Below are 23,108 nucleotides of genomic sequence, written 5' to 3' on the forward strand. Positions count from 1 at the left end.
CATGACACGAAATCCATAACCAATGGTGGGTCACTTCTCGATGGAAAACCCGGGTCAGCTCTCAGTGCAAATCAACATAGCCGACCCAATAGAGAAAGCCGAGGCAGGCCCCCAGAAGAGCCACGGCGAGCGTGTCGCCATGAAGCTCGGACCCATGGTCGAGCGCGTGGACCGCGGCTGCTGCAGTCTCGCCCAGGAGGATGATGGTGAACAGGCCAAAGCGTTCAGGCAGGTGTTCGGGATGCGGCGGTGCGCGGTGGGTTTCGCGCGCCACAAGAAAGGGCGTCACGATGTCCAGCGTCAGCGCCAGCGCCCAGAGGGCCAGCCGCAGGGATGGCTCGGCCCAGATCGACCCTGCCCAAAGCGCGGCCTGGACCGCATAGACGGCCCCATAGATCGAGCAGAGGCGGGACAGGCCCGGGCGTCCGATCTCGCGCAGGTAGCCCAGCATCAGGAACGCCTTGAAGGCGGCAACACCCCCGGCAAAGGCCGAGGCGCGGGCGCCAAAGGCGTCGCTCGCGCCATAGGCGATGAACACCACCGCAAGGATCTGGGCAAACCCCACGGCCCATTGGTCGGGCCGGTCCTTGTCAAAGCGGCTGGCGTGGAAGGTGTGCCCCAGCCACAGCCACCAGAGGACGAGGAACAGGAAGCCGAATTTGGCAAATCCCGTCCAGTCGTAGTGATGCGACAAGGCACCGGCGAGCGCCGCCACGGCGACGACGAAGACGAGGTCGAAGAACAGTTCGAACCACGTGGCCTTGCGGCCGTCCTCATGGATCAGGACCTGGGGAAAGGCGTTTGTCATGGTTCCTCCGGAACTGCGGCAAGGGACCGAGCCCTGCGCGGGCCCGGCCCGGTTTCCCTCAACGGCCGAGTGTCTGGACGACAAGCTCGGCCGCCGCCCCGCCCGAGAATTGCTGCTGGCCGGTGATCAGGTTGCCGTCGCGAAGGGCGAAAGGCTTGAACATCGAAATCACCACGAAGTTGGTGCCTTCGATCTTCCGCGCCTCTTCCTCGATCCAGAAGGGCTGGATCTTCTGGCCGACCCAGGCGTCGGCGTAGGCCTCTTCGCTGTTGGCGAAACCTGTCCAGGTCTTGCCCTTGACCAGCAGATCGCCGTTCGAGAGGCGGGTTTTCAAGAGGATGCAGGTGCCGTGGCAGACGATCGACACGATCTTGCCCGCCTCATAGGCCCGGGCCACGAAGGCATGCAGCGCGGTATCGTCGATCATCGTCACCATGGGCGACTGCCCGCCTGCAAGGAAGACCGCGTCATAGGCGGTTGCGTCCACTTCGGCGATGGACTTCGTGCCCTTCAGCAGCGCCGCATGGGCGGCCGATTTCTTGAAGCCGAGCGAGATCAGGTCATGGGCGGAATAGCCGGACTGGTCTTCCGGGTCCGAAAACCCGTCGGCCACAAGATCGCCACCCTTGGGCGAGACGATGTCGATCTCGTAGCCAGCTTCCGAGAAGGTCCAGTAGGGGTGGGTCAGTTCGGCCCACCAGAAACCTACGGGCCAGCCCGTGGTGGGCGAGGTGCCGGGATTGGCGGCGATCATCAGGACCTTTTTCTTCGTATGCACGTCGATGGCAGCGGACATTGTCGTTTCCTTGTCTAGAGTGTTTTGGATTTCGGGTAGATGAAGCGCGCGATCAGCGGGGTCAGGCGGGGCATGATGACATAGGTCATCAGCCCGACCTGGATGCAGACGGTGGCCAGCACGCGCAGGGCCAGGGGCCAGCCGGACATCAGCGGCCCCAGTGTCAGGTTCAGCGCCAGAACCAGTGTGAAAACCACCGCGATCAGCACCAGCGCCATGCGGTTCGGGCTGGGTTGCGGAACCTTCGTGCCGGGAGGAGGGTCGAACCAGAATTCGAGGCCCGTCATCCGCTCCCACGCCGCATCGGCGGAAAACAGGTCCGCCCCTTCGGCCAGCATCGCGGCGCGGAAGCCGGACCGTTCGAAGGCCTCCAGATTGGCGAGGCTGTCGAAGCGAAACACGCTGCGATAGGTGCCGTCCGGCCCGGGGCGGTGGAACTCGGCGCCCAGATAGCCGGGGAAGCCGGTTGCAGCGCCTTCGGTCAGGCGCTTCAGCCAGGCCTCGTAGGCGGCCTCGCGCCCCGGTTTCACCTTGCGGCGGACCGTGATGGTGACAGGCTCGCTCATGCGCTCACCGCTGCGAAGGCCCAGTTGCGACCCTTGCCGCGCATCAGGGCCTGGTTGATCCAGACCATGCCGAAGGGTTCCAGAAGCCGCGCCTTGGTGATGTCGCCCGCATCCAGTGCCTCAAAGCCAAGGTCGGCAAGCATCAGCCCGACCTTGCGCTTGGCCCCTGCGTCATTGCCGGCCATGAACATCACCGGGGGATGGGGCAGGTGCACGGTGTCGGCCATGATTTCTGCCCCCACCTGATTGAGCGTCTTGACCACAAGCGCGCCGGGCAGCCAGCCCTGCACGATCTCGCCGCCTGAAGTGGTATGCCCATGCGTCAACCCCATGCCAGCCGCCGTCCGGCCGATGGGGTTCATGCAATCCACCACGGTCTGGCCCGCCAGATCGCCGAGATCCCGCACCGCAGCCTCGGCCGCGCCCCAGGGCAGGGCGAGGATCACGATGTCGGCGCGCTTGGCGGCCTCGGCGGGAGGGGCGACCTGTGCGCCAGTCTCGGCCGCCAGCGCGCCGACCTTGCCAGGATCACGCGCGCCAAGGACCAGATCATGCCCTTTGCCCGTCAGCCCGCGGGCAATGGCCCCGCCGACATTCCCCGTTCCGATAATGGCAATCCGCATGAATTCCCCCTTGCTTCAGTCTCGAGCGAAGGGATATTCGGCAAGGGAAAGAAAGGATAACGAATAGGGTTCATGTCAGACTTAAGCACATCGCAACTCAGGCGGCTGGATCTGACGCTGCTGCTTGTTTTCCTTGGGCTGGTGCGCCACCGCAAGGCGGCGGATGTGGCCCTGGAACTTGGCCTGACGCAATCGGCCATCAGCCAGGCCGTGAAGCGACTGCGCGACATCTTTCAGGACGATCTCTTCCTGCGCCGCCCGCACGGCATGGAGCCGACGGCTACTGCGCTGGCACTGGAAGACCCCGTGCGCCGCGCAGTCGAAGCGCTGCGCGGGGCGCTCGGGGCGGCGCGCGCCTTCGATCCGGTTCAGGCCGAGGGCGTTGTGCGCATCGCCGCACTGGATGCCGAACAAGCGGTGCTGATCCCGCCGCTGGCCGCGCGCTTGCGTCAGGCCGCACCGGGGCTGCGCCTGTCCGTGCTGCCCCTGGGCCGCGCCGATGCGGTGGAGGCCCTGACGGAAGGGCGTGCCGATCTGGCGCTGGGGTTCATCTGGGACTTGCCCGATACGATTCAGGGCGAGCAACTTTACGAAGAAAGCTTTCTCGTGACAGGCTTGCCGCAGGCGCTGCCAGAGGCACCTGCCATCAGCCTTGGTGCCTATTGTGCCGCCGATCACGTCCTGATCTCGCCCGCGGGCGATCTGCGCGGGGTGGTGGATGACCGGCTGGCCGCCATGGGCCGCAATCGCACCATCACGCTGGGATTGCCCGCGTTCCTGCCTGCGCTTGCGGCTGTGGCCTCATCCGGTGCGCTGCTGACGCTTCCTGCGCGACTGGCAGAACGACTGGCCCCCGGCTTCGGCCTGGTGACAGCCACGCCGCCGCTCGAGGTGCGCCGCTTCCCTGTCTCGGTCTTCTGGCACCGCCGCAATTCCGCCGATCCAAGGATAGCATGGCTGCGCGGCCAGCTTCAGCTTGCGCTCAACGACTGACGGACCTGACTTGCGAGTCCGGGTTCGCCCGCGCTTTCTCGGCGGACGCCCAGTCGGTGAAGGGCGAGCAAGGAGCGCGGGTTTCTGATGCGCCCATCGTGCAGGCGGTCAGCCAGAGCATCGCGATCAGGAGGGCGGCGGGCGGCTGCGTCACGCATCTGGCGGTGGATGGCAATGTTTCTCTCTCGGGGATCAAGCCGCTCGGCCGCATGCCCAGAAATTCCAACCCTTATGGATCGAAGAGGAGGCGAGGAAGATCGAGGGCACGAAGTTCATCATCACCTCGATGTTCAAGGCCCTTGCCGTCCGCGACGGCAACCTGATCGCGGGCCAGCAGCAGTTCTCGGGCGGGGCGGCGGCGGAACTCGTCGTCCAGACACTGGGCCGGTGAGGTGAGAGGCGCGGGCCGCATTCCGGCCCGCGCTTCTTCTTTGAGCCACCGATTGACATCGCCCCGCCGCGCGCGGCCTGCTTCATCGCTGGTCAGGCAAGCAGCCATGGCCATGCCGGGCGTGATGGGCGCCTTGCCCAGACCCGTCATGCGGTGATGAATTCCCGCACGAAGGGGGTGGCGGGGCGGGCGCGGATGTCTTGCGGTTTGCCGATCTGTTCGATCCGGCCCATGGACATGACCACCACCAGATCGGCGAGTTCCATCGCCTCTTCCTGATCATGGGTCACGAAGACTGTGGTCAGGCCGGTGGTATCGTGGATATCGCGCAGACCCTGGCGGAGTTCCTTGCGGACCTTGGCGTCGAGCGCGCCGAAGGGTTCGTCGAGGAGCAGCATCCGGGGTTCGATGGCCAGCGCGCGCGCGAGGGCCACGCGCTGGCGCTGACCGCCGGAGAGTTGGCTTGGATAGCGCGCCCCGATATCGGGCAGTTGGATCAGTTCCAGCAGTTTGGACACGCGCCGCGCGATCTCGGCCTTGGTCGGGCGGGATGCACGGGGACGGGCGTTCAGGCCATAGGCGATGTTGTCAAATACCGTCATGTGCCGGAAGAGGGCGTAAGACTGGAACACAAAGCCCGCGCGGCGGTCTTGCACGGACAGGCCGGTGGCGTCCTGCCCGTCGAACATGACCCGGCCGGATGTGGGGAATTCGAGCCCGCCGAGGATGCGCAGGAGCGTGGTCTTGCCGGAACCTGAGGGGCCGAGGAGGGCGACCAAGGCGCCGGAGGGAAGGGAGAGCGACACCGGGTGCAGCGCCGCCGTGGTGCCGAACTGTTTGGAGATTTCGTCTATTTCGATCTGCATGGGGCGTTTCCTAGTGGCGATGCGTGGCGGCAAGCTGGTCGGCATGGCGGATTTCCAGCGCGGTTTTCAGCAGGAGCGTGACAAGGGCGAGGAGGGCGAGGACGGCAGCGAGGCTGAAGGCGGCGACGGAGAGGTATTCCTGATAGAGCATCTCGATCGTTGTCGGCATCGTGGCCGTCTGCCCCCGGATCTTGCCCGAGACGACGGCGACCGCCCCGAACTCTCCCATCGCGCGGGCGTTGCAGAGGAGGACGCCGTAGAGCAGCGCCCAGCGGATGTTCGGGATCGTCACCGTCCAGAAGGTGCGCCAGCCAGAGGCGCCAAGGGTCAGCGCGGCCTCTTCCTCGGCCCGGCCCTGTTCGATCATCACCGGGATGAGTTCGCGCGCGACAAAGGGGAAGGTCACGAACATCGTGGCAAGGATGATGCCCGGCATGGCAAAGACGATGGGATAGCCCTGCGCCACGAGCCAGCCGCCGATGGCCGAATTGGCCCCGAACATCAAGACGATGCAGAGGCCCGCGACGACAGGCGAGACGGAGAATGGCAGGTCGATCAGGGTGATCAGGAAGGCCTTGCCGCGGAAGTCGAACTTGGTGATGAACCAGGCTGCTGCGACGCCGAAGATGGCGTTCAAAGGCACCGAGATGGCGGCGATGGTCAGCGTGAGCTTGATCGCTTCTTGCGCGTCACGCGTGGCAAGGCTTGCGAGCGAGGCCGCCACGCCCCGCGCCAGCGCCTCGACAAAGACGGCGATCAGGGGGGCAAAGACCAGAATGCCGAGGCCGAGGAAGGCTGCGGCGATCATGGCCCAGCGGGCGACCGGGGCTTCTTCGGTGGCCGGGCGGAAGCGGGCGGGTTTGGCAAGGGATGCGTCAGACATATCCGATCCTCCGGCGGCTCCAGACCTGGATGAGGTTGATGGCCAGGAGCATCGCGAAGCTGATCAAGAGCATCGCGATGCCGATGGCGGCGGCGGCGTCGTAGTTGAACTCTTCCAACTGGATGATGATGAGGAGGGGGGCGATTTCCGTCACCAGCGGGATGTTCCCGGCGATGAAGATCACCGACCCGTATTCGCCCACCGCCCGGGCAAGTGCCAAGGCAAAGCCGGTCAGTGCGGCGGGGGAAAGCATCGGCAGGATGACATGGCGGATCGTGTGCAGGCGTGACGCGCCGAGGCTGGCGGAGGCTTCCTCGACCTCGCGTTCGATCTCTTCCACCACGGGCTGCACGGTGCGGGTGACGAAGGGCAGGCCCACGAAGACCAGCGCGATGAAGATGCCCCATTGGGTATAGGCGATCTTCCAGCCGATCTCGGCAGCGATCTGGCCGAAAAAGCCGTTCGGCGCGTAGAGCGCGGTCAAGGAAATCCCGGCGACAGCCGTGGGCAGGGCGAAGGGCAGGTCCACTGCCGCGTCAAGGATACGGCGGCCGGGGAAGCGGTAGCGCACCAGCACCCAGGCCAGCAGCAAGCCGAACACAAGGTTGAACAGCGCCGCCAGAAGCGACAGGTGGAACGACAGGAACAGCGCCGCCCAGACGCGGTCGCGGTTCACGGTTTCCCAGATGCCCGCAAGGCCGTAACTGGCGCCCTTCAGAAGAAGGGCGCCGATGGGCAGGAGGACGACGAGGGAGAGCATCGTCAGGGTGATCCCCATGCTGAGCCCTAAGCCGGGCATGGGTGATCGGTGGATCAGGGGTTTGCCCATCTGCTTTCCTTATTTCGGCACGTAGATCTGGTCGAAGATGCCGCCATCGGCGAAGTGGTCGGCCTGCACCTTGGCCCAGCCGCCGAAGCTGGCGATGTCCACAAGCTCCAGCTGCGGGAAGCGGGCCACATCATCCGGGCTGGCCGCCGACGCATCCCAGGCGCGGTAGAAGTGCTTGAAGGCCAGCGCCTGGCCTTCGGGCGTGTAGAGGAAGTTCAGGTAGGCCTCGGCCAGTTTGCGCTGTTCGTCCGACTTGATGTTGCCTTCCACCAGCGCCACGGGCGGTTCTGCCAGAACGCTGATCGACGGGACCACGATGTCGAACTGATCTTCGCCCAGTTCCTTCAGCGCGAGATAGGCCTCATTCTCCCAGGCCAGCAGCACATCACCGATGCCGCGCTGTGCAAAGGTGGTGGTCGATCCGCGCGCGCCGCTGTCCAGCACCGGCACATTGGAGAACAGCTTGCCCACAAACTCCTGCGGGTTCTGGCCGTTCCTTTCCGCCCAGGCCCAGGCGGCAAGGTAGTTCCACCGCGCGCCGCCGCTGGTTTTCGGGTTCGGTGTGATCACCTCGACGCCGTCTTTCACCAGATCGCCCCAGTCGGTGATGCCTTCGGGGTTCCCCTCGCGCACCAGGAACACGATGGTGGAGGTGTAGGGCGAGGAGTTGTTGGGGAGTTTCGATTGCCAGTCGGCGGGCAGCTTGCCCGCGGCTGCCACGCGGTCGATGTCTCCCGCCAGAGCCAGCGTCAGCACCTGTGCTTCCAGCCCGTCGATCACCGCGCGGGCCTGGCTGCCCGATCCGCCGTGGCTGACTTCGATGGTGGGTGCCTCGTTGCCTTGGGCCACCCACCACGCGGTGAAGGCCTCATTGAATTCGCGATAGAGTTCGCGCGTCGGGTCATAGCTGACGTTGAGAAGCGTCTCGGCTTGAAGCGGAGCAGGAGCCGCGCCAAGCGAAAGCATGGTTAGCGCAAGTGCCGAAAGGGTGCCCCGGACAGCACGGGCAACGGGCCAGCCGGTCAGGCGGCGCAGGCCATCGGCGATGGTGACGCGGCCATCGGCATGGGTGTCAAGGACAGGCCCCTGGGCCGTCACCGTTCCGGCAAGAGTGATGGTGGCAAACATTCGCTTCTCCTGTTGAAGGCGGGGGTGGGTTCCCGTCATGACCTTAATAACGACAGAGATAGTCGAGTATTGCAAAGGAAAAATCACGCTAAAGTTTGTCGTGTATAGAGAAAAACATTCTCTTCACCCGGGATGGGGCCTGGGCGGCATTCTGCCGTCAGGCAGGGTGTCAGGCGTTTGCGGCGTTGCCGAGAACCTGATCGGCCACGATGCCCGAGCGCAGCATGTCCTGCAGTGTCAGGGATTCGATCATCACGAGGTAGGACCAGAAGACCTCGGCAAAGACCTTGCGGATCCGGCAGGTGGCCTCATCCGCGCAATCCTCGCAGCGCTGATAGGCGCGGCGTGACAGGCAGGGCAGGGGGGCAATCGGCCCGTCGATGGTGCGCAGGAGTTCCGAGATCGAGATTTCGGTCGGTTTCTTGATGAGGATATAGCCGCCCGACCGCCCCCGGATCGACGCGATCACACCGGCGTTGCGCACCTCAAGCAGGATATGTTCCAGAAACCGCTTGGGCGTATCCGAGCGCTTGGCGATCTCTTCGATCGTCAAGGGTTCGGGCTGACCCTTCGCCGCTTCATCGGCAAGGACGAGAAGCGCCTTCAGGGCGTATTTCATCTTCTGCGTGATCATGGACCAGAATTACGCCCCGGAATGACGAGAATCAACGTCGGGATTGCGGAGGGCCAGCGAAGGAAAGGTCTGGCCGGGGAAAGACACAAGCAAAACAAGGGTCTGGTCTGTCGCCTGCCCGCGCAGATTATTATACGACAAAGATGGTAGACATTTGATTGTTTTGGTGCATGCTGATCTGCAAGCACAGGCGTTGGACTGGAGAGGCAGGGAACATGACCGACCTGGACCTGATCGACCGCAAGATCGTGGCGGAACTGATGCGCGATGCGACGCTGCCCATTGCGCAGATCGCCGACAAGGCGGGCCTGTCGCAGACCCCGTGCTGGAAGCGGATCCAGAAGCTTGAATCCTCGGGCGTTCTGACCGGTCGGGTGGCGCTGGGTGATCCGACGAAGCTGGGCTTCGGTCTGACGGTGTTCGTTGGCATCGAGGCGCCCGACCATGGCCCGGGCTGGCGGGAGGCCTTTGCCAGGGCGACCGGGTCCATCCCCGAGATCATGGAAGTGCATCGGATGGCGGGCGAGATCGACTATCTCTTGCGGGTTGCCGTGGCGGACATGGCGGCCTTTGACCGGCTTTACAAGCGCCTTGCCGATGCGGTGCCGATCAAGAGCGTGACCAGCCATTTCGTGCTGGAACGGATGAAATTCACCACGGCCTATCCGGTGGACACGGTATCGCGCTGAGGCGGGCCGCGCCCTTGCCATGGCTGCCGGGCTGGCGCGCTTTTTCCGCCAGGCCCCAGGGTCGGGTGACACTTCCCCAGCGGGGCCGGGCGGTCACAGCGTTCAACCGGCGCATCCTTTGGCGCTTTCGGCAACGGCCATCCCGGTAGAGTGGCCCCATGCCCGTTGCTGCGCCTTTTGCGGGGAAAGCTGCCGGTCTCAGATCGCCCAGGCGGGATGTTGCGCGGATCCGCCGCCATCGGCGAACCGGCGGGCGGCGGCGGGTGGGGCAGGGCTGCAGTCACGGGCAAAGGGCGGACAGGTGAGCCCGGGCAATTCCCGCCGTCCGACCAGGGGATGCACCCTGTCGCCATAGATCTGTGCGGCCGTCGCTTCGGAGCCCGGAACCGGCCTGCGTGCCGAGGCGAGGATCGCTGCCACGACCTGAAGCCGCGCGGGCCAGTCGAGCATCTCGAGCGCCATGGGCCCGGGATAGAAGCTTTCGGTGGCCGCGCCAGCCGCATTCATCACGCCGTGACGTTCCAGCAGGACATGGTGATAGACGACGTCGCGCACGCCGCGCGCGATCCGGGCGCCGCCAAAGCCCGAGTCGGCAAGATGCCGCGCCCGGACGAGGACGGGCTGACCCGTTTGGTCCCGCATCCGCACGGCATGCTGTGGCGAGAGGCGCAGCGGCTGCGCATTGCCGATGGCGCCAGCCGGGAAATGGACCGGCTTCCACAGCGGATGACGCGCGAGATCGGGCGCGGAAAGTCTGCGCTGCCCGGTCCAGACGATCCGCAGCGGGCCGCTTTCCGTCAGCACCGACATGCCGGGTGCCAGCCCTTCGACCGGAAGCCATCCTTCGGGGGTCAGGATCGGTGTGCCGGTGGTGAAGCAGGGTATGCCCATGGCATAGAGGTTGGCCTTGCCCGATGCCTGCTGGAGGGTGACGCTGTCCAGCACCACCCGTTCGCCGCCCGGAAAGGTCAGCACGGCGCTGCCGCTGCCATCGCCCACCGTATCGGTCAGGGTCACGTCGCGCCAGGTGACGGGGTCGCCCTGCGCGTTCAGCAATTCGGACACGTCGAGCTGGTCGATCGTATGTCCGTCGACCAGCGTCATGTTGAAATCGGACACGCTGTCCTGCCCGCCTGCGACGGTCAGTTCGATGATGTCGGCGCCGTCGCCGCCGGTGAGCAAATCATTGCCCGCCCCGCCGCGCAGGGTGTCATTTCCCGCCCCGCCGGTGAGCGTGTCATTGCCGCCATCGCCGCGGAGGAGATCGGCATCGTCGCCCCCCGAGAGCCGGTCATCGCCATCGCCACCGTCCAGCGTATCGGATCCCGCCCCGCCGAACATCACGTCATTGGTGGCATGTCCACCGCCCCAATCCGCCCCGCCATAGGCGACGACAAGGACCGGGGTGCCATCCGCCGGTCCCTGCAGGGTCTGGTTGTCGGAATCGTCCCCGGTCAACACGCGATAGGTGACACCGTTGAAGCTGGCGTATTCCACGCCGCCAAGCGTATCGGTCCCGTCGGTGATCCCCGGGCCGGAGGTGACGATCAGTTCGCCGTTCGGGCCACGGTCGAAGGTGTAGTCGGTGACATTGCCGGAGAAGACGGCCGTGTCGTCGCCATTGCCACCGGTGAGGATGTCGTTGCCGACCCCGCCCGTCAGCGTGTCGTTGCCTGCCCCGCCGACAAGGGTGTCATTGCCTTCACCGCCCTGAAGCCGGTCGTTCCCGGCATCGCCAAAGAGGCTGTCCGCCCCGGCGAGACCGTCGATCAGATCATTGCCGTCGCCGCCGTAAAGCGCGTCGCCATTGCCCGCGCCGCCATAGAGCATGTCGTTCCCGGCACCGCCGAAAAGGTTGCCTTGCGTGTTGTGGGCGGTGAGAACGTCGTCGAATGCCGAGCCTAGGACATTGTCCATCCCCGACAGGGTATCCCCCGCAGCATCCCCGCCGCTGGCCTGCCCGGTCAGCAGGTTGACTGTCACGCCCTGCGAGGAGGTGCTGTAATCCGCCGTGTCGCGGCCGCTGCCGCCGACAAGGGAATCCGCCCCGGCACCGCCTGCCAGCGTGTCGTCGCCATCGCCGCCATCCAGCGTGTCGTTGCCGTCACCGCCGGAAAGGACATCATTGCCCGTGCCGCCATAGACAAGGTCATTTCCGGCCCCGGAGGAGACCGTGTCATTTCCCGCCCCTGCCAGGACCGTGTCGTTGACGCCATCCGCCCCGTCGATCCCGTCGCCTTCGGCATCGACCGTGCCCGCGCCGATTGCATCGCTGCCGCTGCTGCCCTCGATGACGCCGGTATAGCGCAGGGATTCGATTTCGCTGAAGGTCAGCGTCCCGCCACCCGACGCGGCGGTGAAGGCGACCGTGCCGCTTTCGCTGCCGCTGCCATAGGTGACGGATTGCACATCCGCCCAGTTCAGGACCAGCGTGTCGCCGTCCGCCCCGCCTTCCCCGCCGATGACGGTATCGCCCGCCCCGCCGTAGATCGTGTCGGCATCATCGCCGCCCAGCAGGCTGTCTGCCCCGGCGCCGCCATAGATGAGATCGGCCCCGGTTCCGCCGAACAGGCGATCATCCCCGACGTCGCCCGCCAGCGTGTCGTGGCCCGCCCCGCCTTGCAGCGAGTCGTTGCCCGTCCCGCCTGTGAAACTGTCATTGCCCGATCCCCCGAAGACCGAGTCATTGCCCGCCCCGGCGTCGATCACCATGCCGCCGGCATCGGCGGTGGCGTTGATGCTGTCGGCCCCTTCCGTTGCGCGGATCACCTCGATCTCGGTGAAGGTGCCGGTCTGGCCGGAATTGGTGATCGTGCCCGCCCCGCTGGCGGTGAAGGTAAAGGTCGTCGTGCCGTAGACCGGGGCGCTGGTCAGATCCAGCGTGTCGATATCGTCACCGGTCGAGCCGCCGTCGACAAGATCGCCTGCGCCTGCAATCAGCGTATCCCGTCCGGCCCCGCCGTAGAGCGAGTCGCTGCCGCCATCCAGATCCGTGCGCGAGGTGATGAGGTCGTCGCCATCCCCGCCATAGGCCGCGTCCGCCGCGAAATCATTCGCCGTCAGGTCGATGACGTCATTGCCCGCCTCGCCATGGATCGAATCCGCCCCGGCACCGCCGATCAGGGTGTCGTTGCCGATCCCGCCCCAGAGCGTGTCATTCCCTGCGCCGCCATCCGCACTGTCGTTGCCGTCTTCGCCGAAGAGGAGGTCATTGCCTGCCCCGCCCAGCAGGGTGTCGCTGCCGTCGCCAGTATAGATCGTGTCGTTCCCGTCGCCGCCATCGACATAATCGTTGAAGGGCCCGGCCTGCCAACCGGCGACATCGTCGACAAGGTCATCCCCGGCGCCGCCATAGACCGTGTCGGTGCCGGTGCCATAGTAGATGACATCGCTTCCATCACCACCATCGACCCGGTCCGCCCCGGCCCCGGACGAGATGCTGTCCGCGCCCGTTCCACCATAGATGACATTGTTGCCGGACCCGCCCGTGATGCTGTCCGCCCCACCCTGGCCATAGAGAACCTGCCCGTCGGAATCCGCGCCTGCATTGATCGTGTCGTTGTATTCGGTGCCGCCGACGATCTCGGCCCCTGAAAAGCTGCCGCTGGCAAAGCCGTTGGCATAGGCATAGGTCGCGGCGTCATTTGCCGTGAAGGTGACGTTCGCACCGTTCGTGCTGGCGAAGTTCGAGAACCAGACCGCGTCCTGATCGCCGGACCCTTCGCCAAGATCGTAGACGTCGGTGTTGTGGTCGTCGGTGATCGAGGCGGAGTCGTTGCCGGCACCGCCAAAGATCGTATCCGCGCCGGAGGCGCCGGACAGGCTGTCGTCCCCGTCATCGCCGTAGACAAGGTCATTGCCCGCGCCGCCGATGATGCTGTCATTGCCGGTGCCGCCGCGCATCGTGTCGTTGCCGTCATCGCTGCCCCAGCTGCCGATGACGTCATTGCCATCCCCGCCATCGACGGAATCCGCGCCGGTGCCGCCGAAGACGCTGTCATTTCCGGTGCCTGCCGTGACGGTATCATTCCCGCCGCCGGCAGTGACGTAATCATTCCCGGCGCCTGCATTGATGAAATCGTTGCCTTCGGTGACCTTGTCGCCCTGCGCATCGGTATAGCCGACCGTCATCGTGTCGGCATTCGCGGTGCCGTCGACCGAGGAAATGAAGTCCCCTGCCACACGGTTCGCTGCCATGTCGCCGGTATTCGCCGTTACGCTGAGAAGGCTGAGCGACTGGATCGGCTTGGCTGTCAGTGCGACCTGATCGGAATTGGCCGTCTGCTCGGGGGCAAGATAGGTGTTGCCGTTGACATCCTGGAAGATGACAACCGTGACCGTCGCCGTTGTCCCGTCAATATAGGTGATGGTGGCATTGTACTCTGCCACGGCATCGAAATTCTGCACCGACCCGCCGTTGATGCGGAACGAGTCATAGCCGCCACCGTTGTCGGTGTCGTAGGTGTCGTCTTCGTCCTCGGTCGTGTCATTGGCCGAAAGCGTGCGCACCTGTCCGCTGAGGGGGGTGGTGCTTGTCCCATAGGTGCCAAGGATGCCTGCTGCATTCTCGGCGAGTTCGTTGCCCTGGGTGGTGTCGATCTTGGGCAGGGTGCCAAGGAAGATGACTTCATATGTCGTTGGCATTGCCCGTTCCGTCCGTTTTCCTGAAGTGCCGGGCAGCTTTGCGTGACCCGGCCCCGATGGCCCTTTCTGCAATCCGGCGGCGGGATCGTTCGAAGAGGACTACCGTGGGTAAACGTCAGGATGACGGGCGGTTTTAGGGGCGGGCCTTGCGCAGGCCCGTCATCTTCCGGCGGCGCGGCGGGTGAGGGTGGCACCGTCGAGGCGGGCCAGCCCATCGGCCAGCGCGGCGGCATAGCGCGCCCCGGCGCCGCGGGCGAGGGGGAGGTCGGTGCCATCGCCTGCCGCCAGGTCCAGCGCGAGGGTGAGATCCTTGGCCAGACCCTCAAGATCGAAGGTGCCCGGCTGATCGGCACCTGCGAGCGTGTCGATCACCACCTGGGCGCGGGTCTTCAGCACGTTCGGGCCTGCGGAACTGTCGCCGATCAGGCTGATGGCCAGGTCATCGGGCACGCCCGCGCCCCGCAGCAGGGCGAGGCTTTCCCCCAACGTCTGCCAATAGACCGCGAGCGGCAGGTTGACCGCAAGCTTCATCCGTGCGGCAGCGGCGGGCGTGCCGAGATCCTCGACCCGGCGGCAAAGCTGATCGAGGACGGGCTTCGCGCGGGCGAAGGCGCCGTCGCTTCCCCCGGCCATGCCGAGGAGCTGGCCCTTGAGAGCGGGGGCCACCGTGCCGCCGACGGGGCAATGCAGGAAGGCCGCGCCAGCGGCGGCGGCACTGGCGGCAAGGGCTTCGGCATTGCCGGGAGAGTGGGTGGACATGTCGATCACCAGTCGGCCGGAGAGGCCGGCGGCGGCGAGCGCCCCCAGCACCGATTGCGAGGCGGCGGCATCGGTGAGCGAGAGGAGGATCACATCGCAGGCGGCAAGCGCGGGCAGGTCGACCGCGACGGCCCCGGCGGCGCGGGCGGTTTCGCAGCGTTCGGGATTGCGGTTCCAGACCCTGACCCTGTGGCCGGTTTCCAGCAGGCGACGGGCAAAGGCCGTACCCATCCGCCCGGTGCCTGCAATTCCGATCTGTTGCGTCATGTCCGGTTTCCCCCGTCTAGACCAAGGATTGATAGCGTCGTCTCGCCCTTGCGCAGGCGGTCCATCATCACGGCTTCGCGGCGGGCGCGGGCCTGGGCGGCGGCGAGCGCGGCATCCAGATCGGCCGCGTCGAGCAGGAGGATCGCATCGGCATCCGCGATCACGATGTCGCCCGGTGCGACGGTCACGCCGCCCAGGGAAACGGGCTGTCCGATGACCCCGCGATCCAGCTTTTGCGTGCCGCGGATGTTCAGGCCGCGGGCGAAGACGGGAAAGCCCAGCGCGGCGATCTGTGCGCTGTCGCGGACGGCGCCATCGGTCACGAGGCCCGCGATGCCGCGCAACTGGCAGGCCAGCGCCATGATCTCGCCGAAGGGGCCGCTGTCGAGGCTGCCGCTGTAATCCACCATCAGCACATCGCCGGGGCGGGCCTCTGCAATCGCCAGATGCAGGGCAAGATTGTCGCCGGGGCGACAGCGCAGGGGCAGGGCGCGCCCGGCGAGTGTCATGCCGGTGGCAAGCGGCTGAAAGCCGCCCGCCATCAGCCGGGATGCGGGCCAGGCCTCCGCCACGGTGGCGGTGCCCAGCGCCAGAAGGTCTGTCGCGCTCACGCGGCCTTCGGCCCGATGCGGACCTGCATCGGTTCGACGCCGTCCATGCTGCAATCCAGCACATCGCCCGTCACCACGGCGCCGACGCCTGCGGGCGTGCCGGTCATGATGATGTCGCCGGGCATCAGGCGGTGCTGTTCGGACAGTTTCGAGATGATCTCGTCCACCTTCCAGATCATCAGCGAGATGTCGGCATCCTGCTTGACCTCGCCATTCACCTTGAGCCGGACATGGCCGGAGGTGAGGATGCCGCAATCGCTGGCGCGGGTGATCGGGCCGATGGGGGCGGAATGGTCGAAGCCCTTGGTCACTTCCCAGGGCAGGCCCTTGGCCAGCGCCTGGGCCTGGTGGTCGCGGCGTGTCATGTCGAGCCCGATGGCATAGCCGTAGATATGGCTTGCGGCCTCGGAGACGGGGATGTTGTAGCCGCCGGATTTCAGCGCGACGACCAGTTCGCATTCGTAGTGGAAATTGGTGGTGAAGACCGGATAGGGGATTTCACCGCCGTTCTTCACGATGGCATCTGTCGGTTTCATGAAGATGACCGGGGGATCGCGCTCGTCGGCGTTCATCTCGATGATATGGGCCACATAGTTCTTGCCGATGCAGTAGATGCGCCGGACGGGAAATTTCTCATCCGCTCCGGTGATGTCGAGATGCGCCTGCGACGGCGGTGTCAGGGCAAAGGCCATGAAGGAACACTCCTGTTCTGCCGGGCAGGCGCCCGGGATGGATCGAGTCAGATGACCTGCAGGATTTCCCGGTTTGGCGGGGCAGATCAAGATACGAAATGAGTTTCGAGACCGTTTCATATATTTTTTTGCAATCCAAAAAGAATCGTATACCGTCATCTGCAGGACCGGCCACGCGACGGGAAACAATCGGGGCGGGCGGCCTGTGGATAACGGGAGGAACGACGATGACGAAGATGACGACACTGACCCGTCGAAGCTTTGGGCTTCTGACTGCGGGGGGGGCGGCTGGCCTTGTCCTTGGTGCCCCGGCGATCGTGCGGGCGCAGACGGCGGTGACCTTTGCCGTCCCGAACCCTTCGGCCCTGACCTGGCTGCCCTATTGGGTGGCGGTGGGCGAGGGTTACTTTGCCGAAGAGGGGCTGGACCTGCGGCTTGAGGCGATCGACGGATCCTCGGCCGTGCTGCAGGCGATGACCGCGGGGCAGGCGCAGATCGGCGCGCCCGGGCCGGGGCCGACGCTGGGGGCGCGGTCGCGGGGGGTGGATGTGAAGTTCCTCTACAACCTTTATCCCAAGTCGGTCTTCGGGCTGTTGGTGAAGGCGGACAGTGCTTATCAGTCGCCTTCGGACCTGAAGGGCACGATCATCGGCGTGGGCACGGCGGATGGGGCGGAAGTGTCCTTCACCAAGGCGATCATGACCGACATGGGCATGACCGAGGGCACCGATTACAGCTTCCTGCCGGTGGGCGATGGCGGCACCGCGGCGGTGGCCTTCCTGCGCGACGAGGTGAACAGCTATGCCGGGGCGGTTTCGGATGCGGCGATCCTGGCCGCGCGGGGGCTGACGCTGCGCGAGATCACGCCGGAGGCCTATCTCGGCTTCTTCGGCAATGGCATTGCGATGCTGGAAAGCCAGATGGCCGCGACGCCGGATCTTGCGCCGAAATTCGGCCGGGCGCTGGTGCGTGGAACGCGCTTTGCCGCCGATCCCGCGAACAAGGAGAAGGCGCTGGCGCATTGTGCGGCGGGCAACCCGCAGGAGGGCGAGCAGGACTATGCGCCGTCGCTTTATGACGGCGTGGTGAACCGCATGACGCCGACGGATGCCTTCATCAGCCAGGGCTTCGGCTATCAGCCGCCCGAGCATTGGCAGGCGATCCACGATTCCGCCGTCGCCTCGGGCGCGCTGGAGGCGCCGATTGCGGATCTGGCCTCTGTCTACACGAACGAATTCGTGGCAGGCTGGAACGCCTGATGAGCATGGCAGAGCCCCGACCCCTGACCGCCAGTTCCGCCGCGTCCGACCCTGTCGGCGGCGGACGCCCGGTCTATGAGATTGCGAGACTGTCGAAGACCTATGCCCGGAACCGGCTGACGGCGCTGACGGATGTGAACCTGACCCTGCACAAGGGCGAGTTCGTGTCAGTTGTCGGATCGTCGGGTTGCGGGAAATCGACACTGCTCAAGATCATGTCGGGGCTCATGCCGCCCACGACCGGGCGTGTGGTGCTGGAGGGCCGGCCAGTGACCGGCCCCCGCGCCGATATCGGGATGATGTTCCAGCAGGCCACGCTTCTGCCCTGGAAGACGACGGTCGAGAATATCGTGCTGCCGATCGAGATCCGCGAGGGCCGGGCCGCGGCGAAGGCCGCGATCCCGCGGGCGCTGGAGTTGTTGCGGCTGGTGGGGCTGGGGGATTTCGCGAATGTCTATCCGGGCGAATTGTCCGGCGGCATGGCGCAGCGCGCCTCGATCTGCCGGATGCTGATCGCGCAGCCGGCGGTGCTGCTGCTGGACGAACCCTTTAGCGCGCTGGATGAATTGACCCGCGATTTCATGAACATGGAGTTGCAGCGCATCTGCGCCGAACAACAGGCGACGGCTTTCCTGGTGACGCATTCGCTGGCCGAGGCGGTGATCCTGTCGGACCGCATCCTGGTGATGAAGCCGCGCCCCGGGCGGATCGTGGAGGAGATCGTGATCGACCTGCCGCGGCCGCGGACGCTGGAGATGATCAACACCCCCCGCTTCGGGCAGATCGTGGCCCATATCCGTGATCTTCTGGGCAAGGAGGCCTTTCAATGACCGCGACGCCCGATCCAGAGACCGATACCGTCTGGGTGGAACATGAGGCCCTGATCGACCGCATTCCGCGCTGGGCGGCGATGCTGGGCCTTGCGGTGATCGTCATCGGGATCTGGGATCTGGCGACCGCCCGGATGGGATGGGTGTCGCCGATCATCCTGCCCAGCCCCGGAGAGACCCTGTCGGACCTGATCTTTGTGGGCACGAACCTGCTGACCGGGGGCTATATGCTCGAGGCGCTGTGGACGACGACGCGCACGGTCTTCTGGGCCTTCCTGATCGCGGCCAGCATCGGCTTTGGTCTGGGGGTTCTGGTGGGCGAGACCAAGTTCGGCGAAAGGGCAGTGATGCCCTATCTGGTGGCCATCGACACCATGCCGAAGGTGGCCTTCGCGCCGCTGTTCATTGCCTGGCTGGGCTTTGACATCGCCTCGAAGGTGGCGCTGGCGGCCTTTATCGCGACCTTTCCCATCATCGTGTCGACTGCGGCGGGGCTTTATGCCGCGTCAGAGAATGAACGGATGCTGTTCAAGGCGATGGGGGCCACGCGCTGGCAGACGCTGTTCCGGCTGAAGCTGCCGAATGGGCTGCCCTATATCTTTACCGGGCTGAAGATCGCGGCCGTGGGTGTGATGGCGGGGGCAATCACGGGCGAGTTCCTGGGCGGCGGCAAGGGGTTTGGCGCGCTGATCCGGGAATCCGCCTCGATGCTGGATACGCCGCGTGTGTTTTCGCTGATCCTCTATCTCAGCCTGCTGGGGCTGGCGCTGTTCTTCGCTGTTGCCTGGCTGCAGCGGCGGCTGGTATTCTGGAACAAGGCTGACAGGCCCGGTGGAGTAGGGTGATGAATGCCCCGGACAAGGCATTGAGCGACACGAAGAACCTTTCGGAACAGGCGCATGAGCGGATTCGCCGGGATATCCTGAACGGCGAATTGTTCCCGGGTGAGAAGTTGCAGATCGAGGCGATCTCCGAACGCTACGGGATCGGCATCGCCCCCGTGCGCGAGGCGCTGAACCGGCTGTCATCGGAAGGGCTGGTTGAACGCAAGAGCCAGCGCGGCTTCTTCGTGGCCGAGATCTCGATGACGTCGCTGGAAGAGCTGGTGAAGACCCGGATCTGGCTGGAGACGCTGGCCTTGCGGGAATCCATCCGGAACGCGACCGAGGAGTGGGAGGAACAGCTTGTGCTGGCCTATCACCGGCTGGCGCGGACCAATCGCCGGATGCCCGCCGGGGCGGGGCGCGACCTGTCCGAGGAATGGGAGTTGCGGCACAAGGAGTTTCACCTGCTGCTGCTGGATCGCTGCGGATCGGGCTGGTTGCTGGGCTTCTGTTCCACGATGATGGATCAGGCGGTGCGCTATCGCAGCCTTTCCATGAATGTCCATCCCAGCCTTCTGAGGCGCGAGGGCGCGGCGGCGGAACATGAGGCCCTGCTGAATGCCGTCATCGACCGCGATCCGGATCGCGCCTGCCGCCTGCTGGCGGATCACTATACCACGACGCTGGAAGGGCTGCGCGGGGTGGTCGGGCCCGAGAGCTGAGGTATCTGGCCGTCCGGGCAGCGGACGGGGGCGCTGCGTCCGGATGTCAGGCCGGGACAAGGCGCAGATCCGCCGGATCGAAGGTGAGATGGACGGTATCGCCCCGGCGGAAGGCCTGCGCCCGGGGATCGGTGATCGCGAAGAGGGTGCCCATTTCGCTGGAGAGCAGATACTGCACCGAATTGCCGAGCCAGGCCGCCGAGGTGACTTCGGCGGGAATGCGGTCGGGGGCGGGTTCGGCCGCCAGCCGGAGGTGATGGGGGCGCAGCACGAGCCTGGCGGGCCCCTGCGACGCACCCCGCAGCGGCAGGGTCAGGCGGCGATTTCCAAGGGCGATGTCGGTGCTGTCGGCGCTGTTCAGGACCGAAACCTCGATCAGGTTCGCATCCCCGATGAAATCGGCGATGAAGCCGTTGGCGGGCCGGTCATAGAGATCGTGCGGGCTGCCTTCCTGGGCGATCTCGGCATTGCGCATGACGATGATGCGATCCGAGACGGCCATCGCCTCTTCCTGATCATGGGTGACATAGACGGCGGTCAGGCCCAGCCTCTGCTGGATCTGGCGGATCTCTTCGCGGACATGGCGGCGGAGCTTCGCATCAAGGTTCGAGAGCGGCTCGTCGAGAAGCAGCACCTCGGGTTCCAGGACGATGGCGCGGGCGACGGCGACGCGCTGCTGCTGGCCACCGGAAAGTTCGGAGGGCAGGCGCGCGCCAAAGCCCTTGAGGCCCACGGTTTCCAGCCCGGCTTCGGCGCGGTCGCGGATTTCGGCGCGGGGCAGGCCCTTGACCGACAGGCCGTAGCCCACGTTTTCCAGCACGGTCATATGGGGAAAGAGCGCGTAGGACTGGAACACCATCGACACCCGTCGATAGGTGGCGGACAGGTGGGTGACATCCTCGCCCCCGATCAGGATGCGCCCGGTGCTGGCGCTTTCCAGCCCGGCGATCAGGCGCAGGGTGGTGGTCTTGCCGCAGCCCGAGGGGCCAAGCAGCGTGACCAGCGTGCCGGGGGCGATGTCGAGCGAGAGCGGCTTGAGCGCCACCACATCGCCGAAGGTCTTTGTCACATTCTCGAACCGGACGGAGCCTTTCATGGCGGCCTCTTTCATTGGGTGTCGATACGGTCGGCCCGGCGCAGGCGGCGCCGTCCGATGATCAGTTGCAGGGCGAGGATGGCCGTGAGCATGGTGAAGATCAGCACCGTGGCATAGGCGATGGCGATGCCGTATTCGCCATTCTCCACCCGGCCGACGATGAAGCTGGTGGCCATGTTGTAACGCGCGGAAACAAGGAAGATCACGGCCGAGACCGAGGTGATCGCGCGCACGAAGGCATAGGTCAGCGCGGCAAGGATCGCGGGGCCCATCAGCGGCAGGATCACACGGCGCAGCGTGGTTGCCGAGCTTGCGCCCAGCGTGATCGAGGCTTCGTCGAGGGAGCGGTCAAGCTGGCTCATCGCGGCGATGCCGCCCCGCACGCCGACGGGCATGTTGCGGAAGATGAAGACGATGATCAGGATGAGGCCGGTTCCTGTAAGTTCAATGGGGGGGAAGTTGAAGGCCATGACATAGGCCACGCCGATCACCGTGCCGGGAATGGCGAAAGAGAGCATGGTGGAGAATTCGAAGGCATCCTTGCCGGTGAACTTCTGGCGGACCAGCAGATAGGCGGTGGCAAGGCCCACGGCGGCGGTCAGCGGGGCGGCGATGGCCGCGATGGTGAGGGTGGTGAAGAAACTGTCCCAGCCGGAACCGGTGAAGTGGATGCCGTTGCGCAGGACGATCCCGAAGGCACGGCTATAGTGTTCGAAGGTGAGCGTGTGATCATAGCCCCAGAGCTTGACGAAGCTCCCGAAGACGATCAGCGCGTAAAGGATCAGCGTGAAGGCCGCCCAGGGCAGGGCCAACGCATAGCAGGCCCAGCGCAGGCCATCGTTGAGTGCGGCGTTGCGGCCGGAATCGCCCTTGCCGGTGACGGTGGCATAGTTCTTCCGGCCCAGCCACCGGCGCTGGGCAAGGAAGGCCCCGAGGGTGAGGGAAAGCAGGATCATCGACAGGATCGCCGCATGGGCCGGATCGGCGACCGTGCCCACGATGGCAAAATAGATCTCGGTCGACAGGACGTTGAAATTGCCGCCCAGCACCAGTGGATTGCCGAAATCGGCCAGGCTTTCGATGAAGCCAAGGAGGAAAGCATTGGCGAGGCCCGGTCGCATCAGCGGCAGGCTGATCAGGCGGAAGGTCTGCCAACGGTCGGCGTCCAGTGTCTGGGATGCCTCTTCCATGCTGGGGCTGACGCCTTCGACGACGCCGATCAGCACGAGAAAGGCAATGGGCGTGAAGGACAGCATCTGTGCCAGCCAGACGCCCCAGAACCCGTAAAGCCAGCGGGTCTTTTCCCAGCCGAAGGCATCGGCGAAGAATTCGGTGATGGTCCCCGCGCGGCCGAAAAGCAGGATCAGGGCAAGGCCGATCACGAAGGGCGGGGTGATGATGGGCAGGATCGTCAGCACGCGCAGGAGGCGCTTTGCCCGGAAATCGGTGCGGGTGAAGATCAGCGCGAAGGCCAGCCCGAGGACGGTTGTTCCCGTAGCCGTGGCGAGGCCCAGCAGCAGCGAGTTCAGGGCCGCGCCGCAATTGCCTAGCCCCGTCAGGCAGGCCGGCGACCATATCTCGGGCGACAGGAAGCGGGGCAGGAATTCCGACAGGCCAAGCCCTGCGCCGCCCTTCAGTTCGAAGGCGCGGATCAGGATGAAGGTCATCGGATAGAAGACGAAGACGCCCACAAGGGCGACGATCGCGCCGATCATGCCGGTGAGGAAAGCATCCCCGCGCCCCCGCCCAAGGCCCGAGATCCCGGTTGTGAGCAGAAAGAGCAGGGCGCTTGCCACGACCAGCGCCCCCGCCCCCATGCCGGGCTGGGTTTCGCCCGCCATCATGCCGAAGCGGGTGCCGTTGCCAAGGATGATCAGGCCCTGCGCCGCCATGAGGGCCAGACCCAACGCCCCGCTTGCCACCAGCCCGCGCGCCAGCGCGAGGGGCGCACGCGCAAGGCCGAGGGCAAGCGCCGCCGGGACAAATCCCGCCAGCGGCAGCCAGAGCCAGGGGCGCGAGGATGCCGCCCAGACCAGGGCAGAGCGTGTCTCTTCCTCTGGCCGGAACAGCCATCCGAAGGACCAGAAGCCCCCCGAGACCATGTACCAGGGCAGCAGGGCATAGCCCAGAAGCCCGATCAGAAGCCAAAGCCCCGCCGTTCGCCGCATCGCGTTCATCCCGGAAAAGAAGGCGGCCCG

Annotated in this window: 21 protein-coding genes; 6 read left to right on the forward strand and 15 right to left on the reverse strand. The window is 65.6% G+C overall.

All coding sequences use genetic code 11. The annotated features are described in order from the left end of the window. Window positions 1-61: 61 nt before the first annotated feature. The 4 genes from G5V65_RS19435 to G5V65_RS19450 are packed head-to-tail and all read right to left on the reverse strand — an operon-like array spanning window position 62 to window position 2,793. Entirely contained in the window at window positions 62-808 is a 747-nt protein-coding gene (locus G5V65_RS19435; protein ID WP_165053618.1) for a low temperature requirement protein A, read from the reverse strand. Window positions 809-866: 58 nt separating this feature from the next. Further along, a complete protein-coding gene (locus G5V65_RS19440; RefSeq protein WP_165053621.1) occupies window positions 867-1,604 on the reverse strand; it encodes a type 1 glutamine amidotransferase domain-containing protein in 738 nt (245 codons plus the stop codon). 14 nt (window positions 1,605-1,618) lie between these two features. Further along, on the reverse strand, window positions 1,619-2,170 hold the full coding sequence (locus G5V65_RS19445; RefSeq protein WP_165053624.1) for an antibiotic biosynthesis monooxygenase: 552 nt from the start codon (window positions 2,168-2,170) through the stop codon (window positions 1,619-1,621). Then, window positions 2,167-2,793, reverse strand: coding sequence for an NADPH-dependent F420 reductase (locus G5V65_RS19450; protein WP_165053627.1), 627 nt, complete (start codon window positions 2,791-2,793; stop codon window positions 2,167-2,169). The genes G5V65_RS19445 and G5V65_RS19450 overlap by 4 nt, the downstream gene beginning before the upstream one ends. 72 nt (window positions 2,794-2,865) lie before the next feature. Here G5V65_RS19450 and G5V65_RS19455 point away from each other — a divergent pair, with 72 nt between their 5' ends. Beyond that, complete coding sequence (locus tag G5V65_RS19455) at window positions 2,866-3,786, forward strand: LysR family transcriptional regulator (protein ID WP_165053630.1); 921 nt, start codon at window positions 2,866-2,868, stop codon at window positions 3,784-3,786. 537 nt (window positions 3,787-4,323) lie between these two features. On the opposite strand, the gene G5V65_RS19460 is transcribed toward G5V65_RS19455, so the two are convergent. The 5 genes from G5V65_RS19460 to G5V65_RS19480 all read right to left on the reverse strand — a co-directional run bounded on the left by G5V65_RS19460 (window position 4,324) and on the right by G5V65_RS19480 (window position 8,517). Further along, window positions 4,324-5,043: a sulfate/molybdate ABC transporter ATP-binding protein gene (locus G5V65_RS19460; RefSeq protein WP_165053633.1), complete on the reverse strand. Its 720-nt coding sequence runs from the start codon at window positions 5,041-5,043 to the stop codon at window positions 4,324-4,326. Window positions 5,044-5,053: 10 nt separating this feature from the next. Beyond that, window positions 5,054-5,926: a sulfate ABC transporter permease subunit CysW gene (gene cysW / locus G5V65_RS19465; protein WP_165053636.1), complete on the reverse strand. Its 873-nt coding sequence runs from the start codon at window positions 5,924-5,926 to the stop codon at window positions 5,054-5,056. After that, entirely contained in the window at window positions 5,919-6,755 is an 837-nt protein-coding gene (cysT, locus tag G5V65_RS19470; protein ID WP_165053639.1) for a sulfate ABC transporter permease subunit CysT, read from the reverse strand. The genes cysW and cysT overlap by 8 nt, the downstream gene beginning before the upstream one ends. Before the next feature lie 9 nt (window positions 6,756-6,764). After that, window positions 6,765-7,721: a sulfate ABC transporter substrate-binding protein gene (locus G5V65_RS19475; RefSeq protein WP_241250668.1), complete on the reverse strand. Its 957-nt coding sequence runs from the start codon at window positions 7,719-7,721 to the stop codon at window positions 6,765-6,767. Window positions 7,722-8,052: 331 nt separating this feature from the next. Further along, entirely contained in the window at window positions 8,053-8,517 is a 465-nt protein-coding gene (locus G5V65_RS19480) for an RrF2 family transcriptional regulator (protein ID WP_165053645.1), read from the reverse strand. A gap of 215 nt (window positions 8,518-8,732) precedes the next feature. Here G5V65_RS19480 and G5V65_RS19485 point away from each other — a divergent pair, with 215 nt between their 5' ends. After that, the gene (locus G5V65_RS19485) at window positions 8,733-9,206 is read left to right on the forward strand and encodes an Lrp/AsnC family transcriptional regulator (protein WP_165053647.1); all 474 of its coding nucleotides are present in this window, start codon (window positions 8,733-8,735) and stop codon (window positions 9,204-9,206) included. Window positions 9,207-9,404: 198 nt separating this feature from the next. Here G5V65_RS19485 and G5V65_RS19490 read toward each other — a convergent pair whose 3' ends face one another. The 4 genes from G5V65_RS19490 to G5V65_RS19505 form a co-directional block, all read right to left on the reverse strand. Then, window positions 9,405-13,850, reverse strand: coding sequence for a Hint domain-containing protein (locus G5V65_RS19490; protein ID WP_165053650.1), 4,446 nt, complete (start codon window positions 13,848-13,850; stop codon window positions 9,405-9,407). Window positions 13,851-14,009: 159 nt separating this feature from the next. Beyond that, entirely contained in the window at window positions 14,010-14,876 is an 867-nt protein-coding gene (locus tag G5V65_RS19495; RefSeq protein WP_165053653.1) for an NAD(P)-dependent oxidoreductase, read from the reverse strand. Further along, window positions 14,873-15,487, reverse strand: coding sequence for an RraA family protein (locus tag G5V65_RS19500; protein ID WP_343162871.1), 615 nt, complete (start codon window positions 15,485-15,487; stop codon window positions 14,873-14,875). Before G5V65_RS19500 ends, G5V65_RS19495 begins: the two co-directional genes overlap by 4 nt. Then, on the reverse strand, window positions 15,484-16,179 hold the full coding sequence (locus G5V65_RS19505) for a fumarylacetoacetate hydrolase family protein (RefSeq protein ID WP_165053656.1): 696 nt from the start codon (window positions 16,177-16,179) through the stop codon (window positions 15,484-15,486). Before G5V65_RS19505 ends, G5V65_RS19500 begins: the two co-directional genes overlap by 4 nt. Window positions 16,180-16,406: 227 nt before the next feature. Between G5V65_RS19505 and G5V65_RS19510 the strand changes: the two genes are divergently transcribed. Genes G5V65_RS19510 through G5V65_RS19525 form a run of 4 tightly spaced genes read left to right on the forward strand, consistent with a single transcriptional unit; the run spans window position 16,407 to window position 19,814 of the window. Next, window positions 16,407-17,438: an ABC transporter substrate-binding protein gene (locus G5V65_RS19510; protein WP_165053659.1), complete on the forward strand. Its 1,032-nt coding sequence runs from the start codon at window positions 16,407-16,409 to the stop codon at window positions 17,436-17,438. Next, window positions 17,438-18,268, forward strand: coding sequence for an ABC transporter ATP-binding protein (locus G5V65_RS19515; protein ID WP_165053662.1), 831 nt, complete (start codon window positions 17,438-17,440; stop codon window positions 18,266-18,268). Before G5V65_RS19510 ends, G5V65_RS19515 begins: the two co-directional genes overlap by 1 nt. Continuing rightward, entirely contained in the window at window positions 18,265-19,113 is an 849-nt protein-coding gene (locus G5V65_RS19520; RefSeq protein WP_165053665.1) for an ABC transporter permease, read from the forward strand. The genes G5V65_RS19515 and G5V65_RS19520 overlap by 4 nt, the downstream gene beginning before the upstream one ends. After that, on the forward strand, window positions 19,113-19,814 hold the full coding sequence (locus G5V65_RS19525) for a GntR family transcriptional regulator (RefSeq protein WP_206526899.1): 702 nt from the start codon (window positions 19,113-19,115) through the stop codon (window positions 19,812-19,814). The genes G5V65_RS19520 and G5V65_RS19525 overlap by 1 nt, the downstream gene beginning before the upstream one ends. Window positions 19,815-19,860: 46 nt before the next feature. Here the strand turns inward: G5V65_RS19525 and G5V65_RS19530 are convergent, their stop codons facing one another. Together G5V65_RS19530 and G5V65_RS19535 are read right to left on the reverse strand one after the other, a co-directional pair. Continuing rightward, window positions 19,861-20,910, reverse strand: a complete 1,050-nt coding sequence (locus G5V65_RS19530) for an ABC transporter ATP-binding protein (RefSeq protein WP_241250666.1) — start codon at window positions 20,908-20,910, stop codon at window positions 19,861-19,863. 11 nt (window positions 20,911-20,921) lie between these two features. Beyond that, window positions 20,922-23,078 carry an ABC transporter permease gene (locus G5V65_RS19535; protein WP_165053672.1) on the reverse strand — a complete coding sequence of 719 codons (2,157 nt, stop codon included), beginning with the start codon at window positions 23,076-23,078 and terminating at the stop codon, window positions 20,922-20,924. Window positions 23,079-23,108 lie beyond the last annotated feature (30 nt).

The organism is Paragemmobacter kunshanensis, assembly GCF_011059185.1.
In the GTDB taxonomy this organism is placed as follows: Bacteria; Pseudomonadota; Alphaproteobacteria; order Rhodobacterales; family Rhodobacteraceae; genus Paragemmobacter; species Paragemmobacter kunshanensis.

What these genes read in the sequence shown, in the direction of transcription:
- G5V65_RS19435 (WP_165053618.1), bottom strand. Translation starts at nt 808, where the DNA reads ATGACAAACGCCTTTCCCCAGGTCCTGATCCATGAGGACGGCCGCAAG.
- G5V65_RS19440 (WP_165053621.1), bottom strand. Translation starts at nt 1,604, where the DNA reads ATGTCCGCTGCCATCGACGTGCATACGAAGAAAAAGGTCCTGATGATC.
- G5V65_RS19445 (WP_165053624.1), bottom strand. Translation starts at nt 2,170, where the DNA reads ATGAGCGAGCCTGTCACCATCACGGTCCGCCGCAAGGTGAAACCGGGG.
- G5V65_RS19450 (WP_165053627.1), bottom strand. Translation starts at nt 2,793, where the DNA reads ATGCGGATTGCCATTATCGGAACGGGGAATGTCGGCGGGGCCATTGCC.
- G5V65_RS19455 (WP_165053630.1), top strand. Translation starts at nt 2,866, where the DNA reads ATGTCAGACTTAAGCACATCGCAACTCAGGCGGCTGGATCTGACGCTG.
- G5V65_RS19460 (WP_165053633.1), bottom strand. Translation starts at nt 5,043, where the DNA reads ATGCAGATCGAAATAGACGAAATCTCCAAACAGTTCGGCACCACGGCG.
- cysW (WP_165053636.1), bottom strand. Translation starts at nt 5,926, where the DNA reads ATGTCTGACGCATCCCTTGCCAAACCCGCCCGCTTCCGCCCGGCCACC.
- cysT (WP_165053639.1), bottom strand. Translation starts at nt 6,755, where the DNA reads ATGGGCAAACCCCTGATCCACCGATCACCCATGCCCGGCTTAGGGCTC.
- G5V65_RS19475 (WP_241250668.1), bottom strand. Translation starts at nt 7,721, where the DNA reads ATGCTTTCGCTTGGCGCGGCTCCTGCTCCGCTTCAAGCCGAGACGCTT.
- G5V65_RS19480 (WP_165053645.1), bottom strand. Translation starts at nt 8,517, where the DNA reads ATGATCACGCAGAAGATGAAATACGCCCTGAAGGCGCTTCTCGTCCTT.
- G5V65_RS19485 (WP_165053647.1), top strand. Translation starts at nt 8,733, where the DNA reads ATGACCGACCTGGACCTGATCGACCGCAAGATCGTGGCGGAACTGATG.
- G5V65_RS19490 (WP_165053650.1), bottom strand. Translation starts at nt 13,850, where the DNA reads ATGCCAACGACATATGAAGTCATCTTCCTTGGCACCCTGCCCAAGATC.
- G5V65_RS19495 (WP_165053653.1), bottom strand. Translation starts at nt 14,876, where the DNA reads ATGACGCAACAGATCGGAATTGCAGGCACCGGGCGGATGGGTACGGCC.
- G5V65_RS19505 (WP_165053656.1), bottom strand. Translation starts at nt 16,179, where the DNA reads ATGGCCTTTGCCCTGACACCGCCGTCGCAGGCGCATCTCGACATCACC.
- G5V65_RS19510 (WP_165053659.1), top strand. Translation starts at nt 16,407, where the DNA reads ATGACGAAGATGACGACACTGACCCGTCGAAGCTTTGGGCTTCTGACT.
- G5V65_RS19515 (WP_165053662.1), top strand. Translation starts at nt 17,438, where the DNA reads ATGAGCATGGCAGAGCCCCGACCCCTGACCGCCAGTTCCGCCGCGTCC.
- G5V65_RS19520 (WP_165053665.1), top strand. Translation starts at nt 18,265, where the DNA reads ATGACCGCGACGCCCGATCCAGAGACCGATACCGTCTGGGTGGAACAT.
- G5V65_RS19525 (WP_206526899.1), top strand. Translation starts at nt 19,113, where the DNA reads ATGAATGCCCCGGACAAGGCATTGAGCGACACGAAGAACCTTTCGGAA.
- G5V65_RS19530 (WP_241250666.1), bottom strand. Translation starts at nt 20,910, where the DNA reads ATGAAAGGCTCCGTCCGGTTCGAGAATGTGACAAAGACCTTCGGCGAT.
- G5V65_RS19535 (WP_165053672.1), bottom strand. Translation starts at nt 23,078, where the DNA reads ATGCGGCGAACGGCGGGGCTTTGGCTTCTGATCGGGCTTCTGGGCTAT.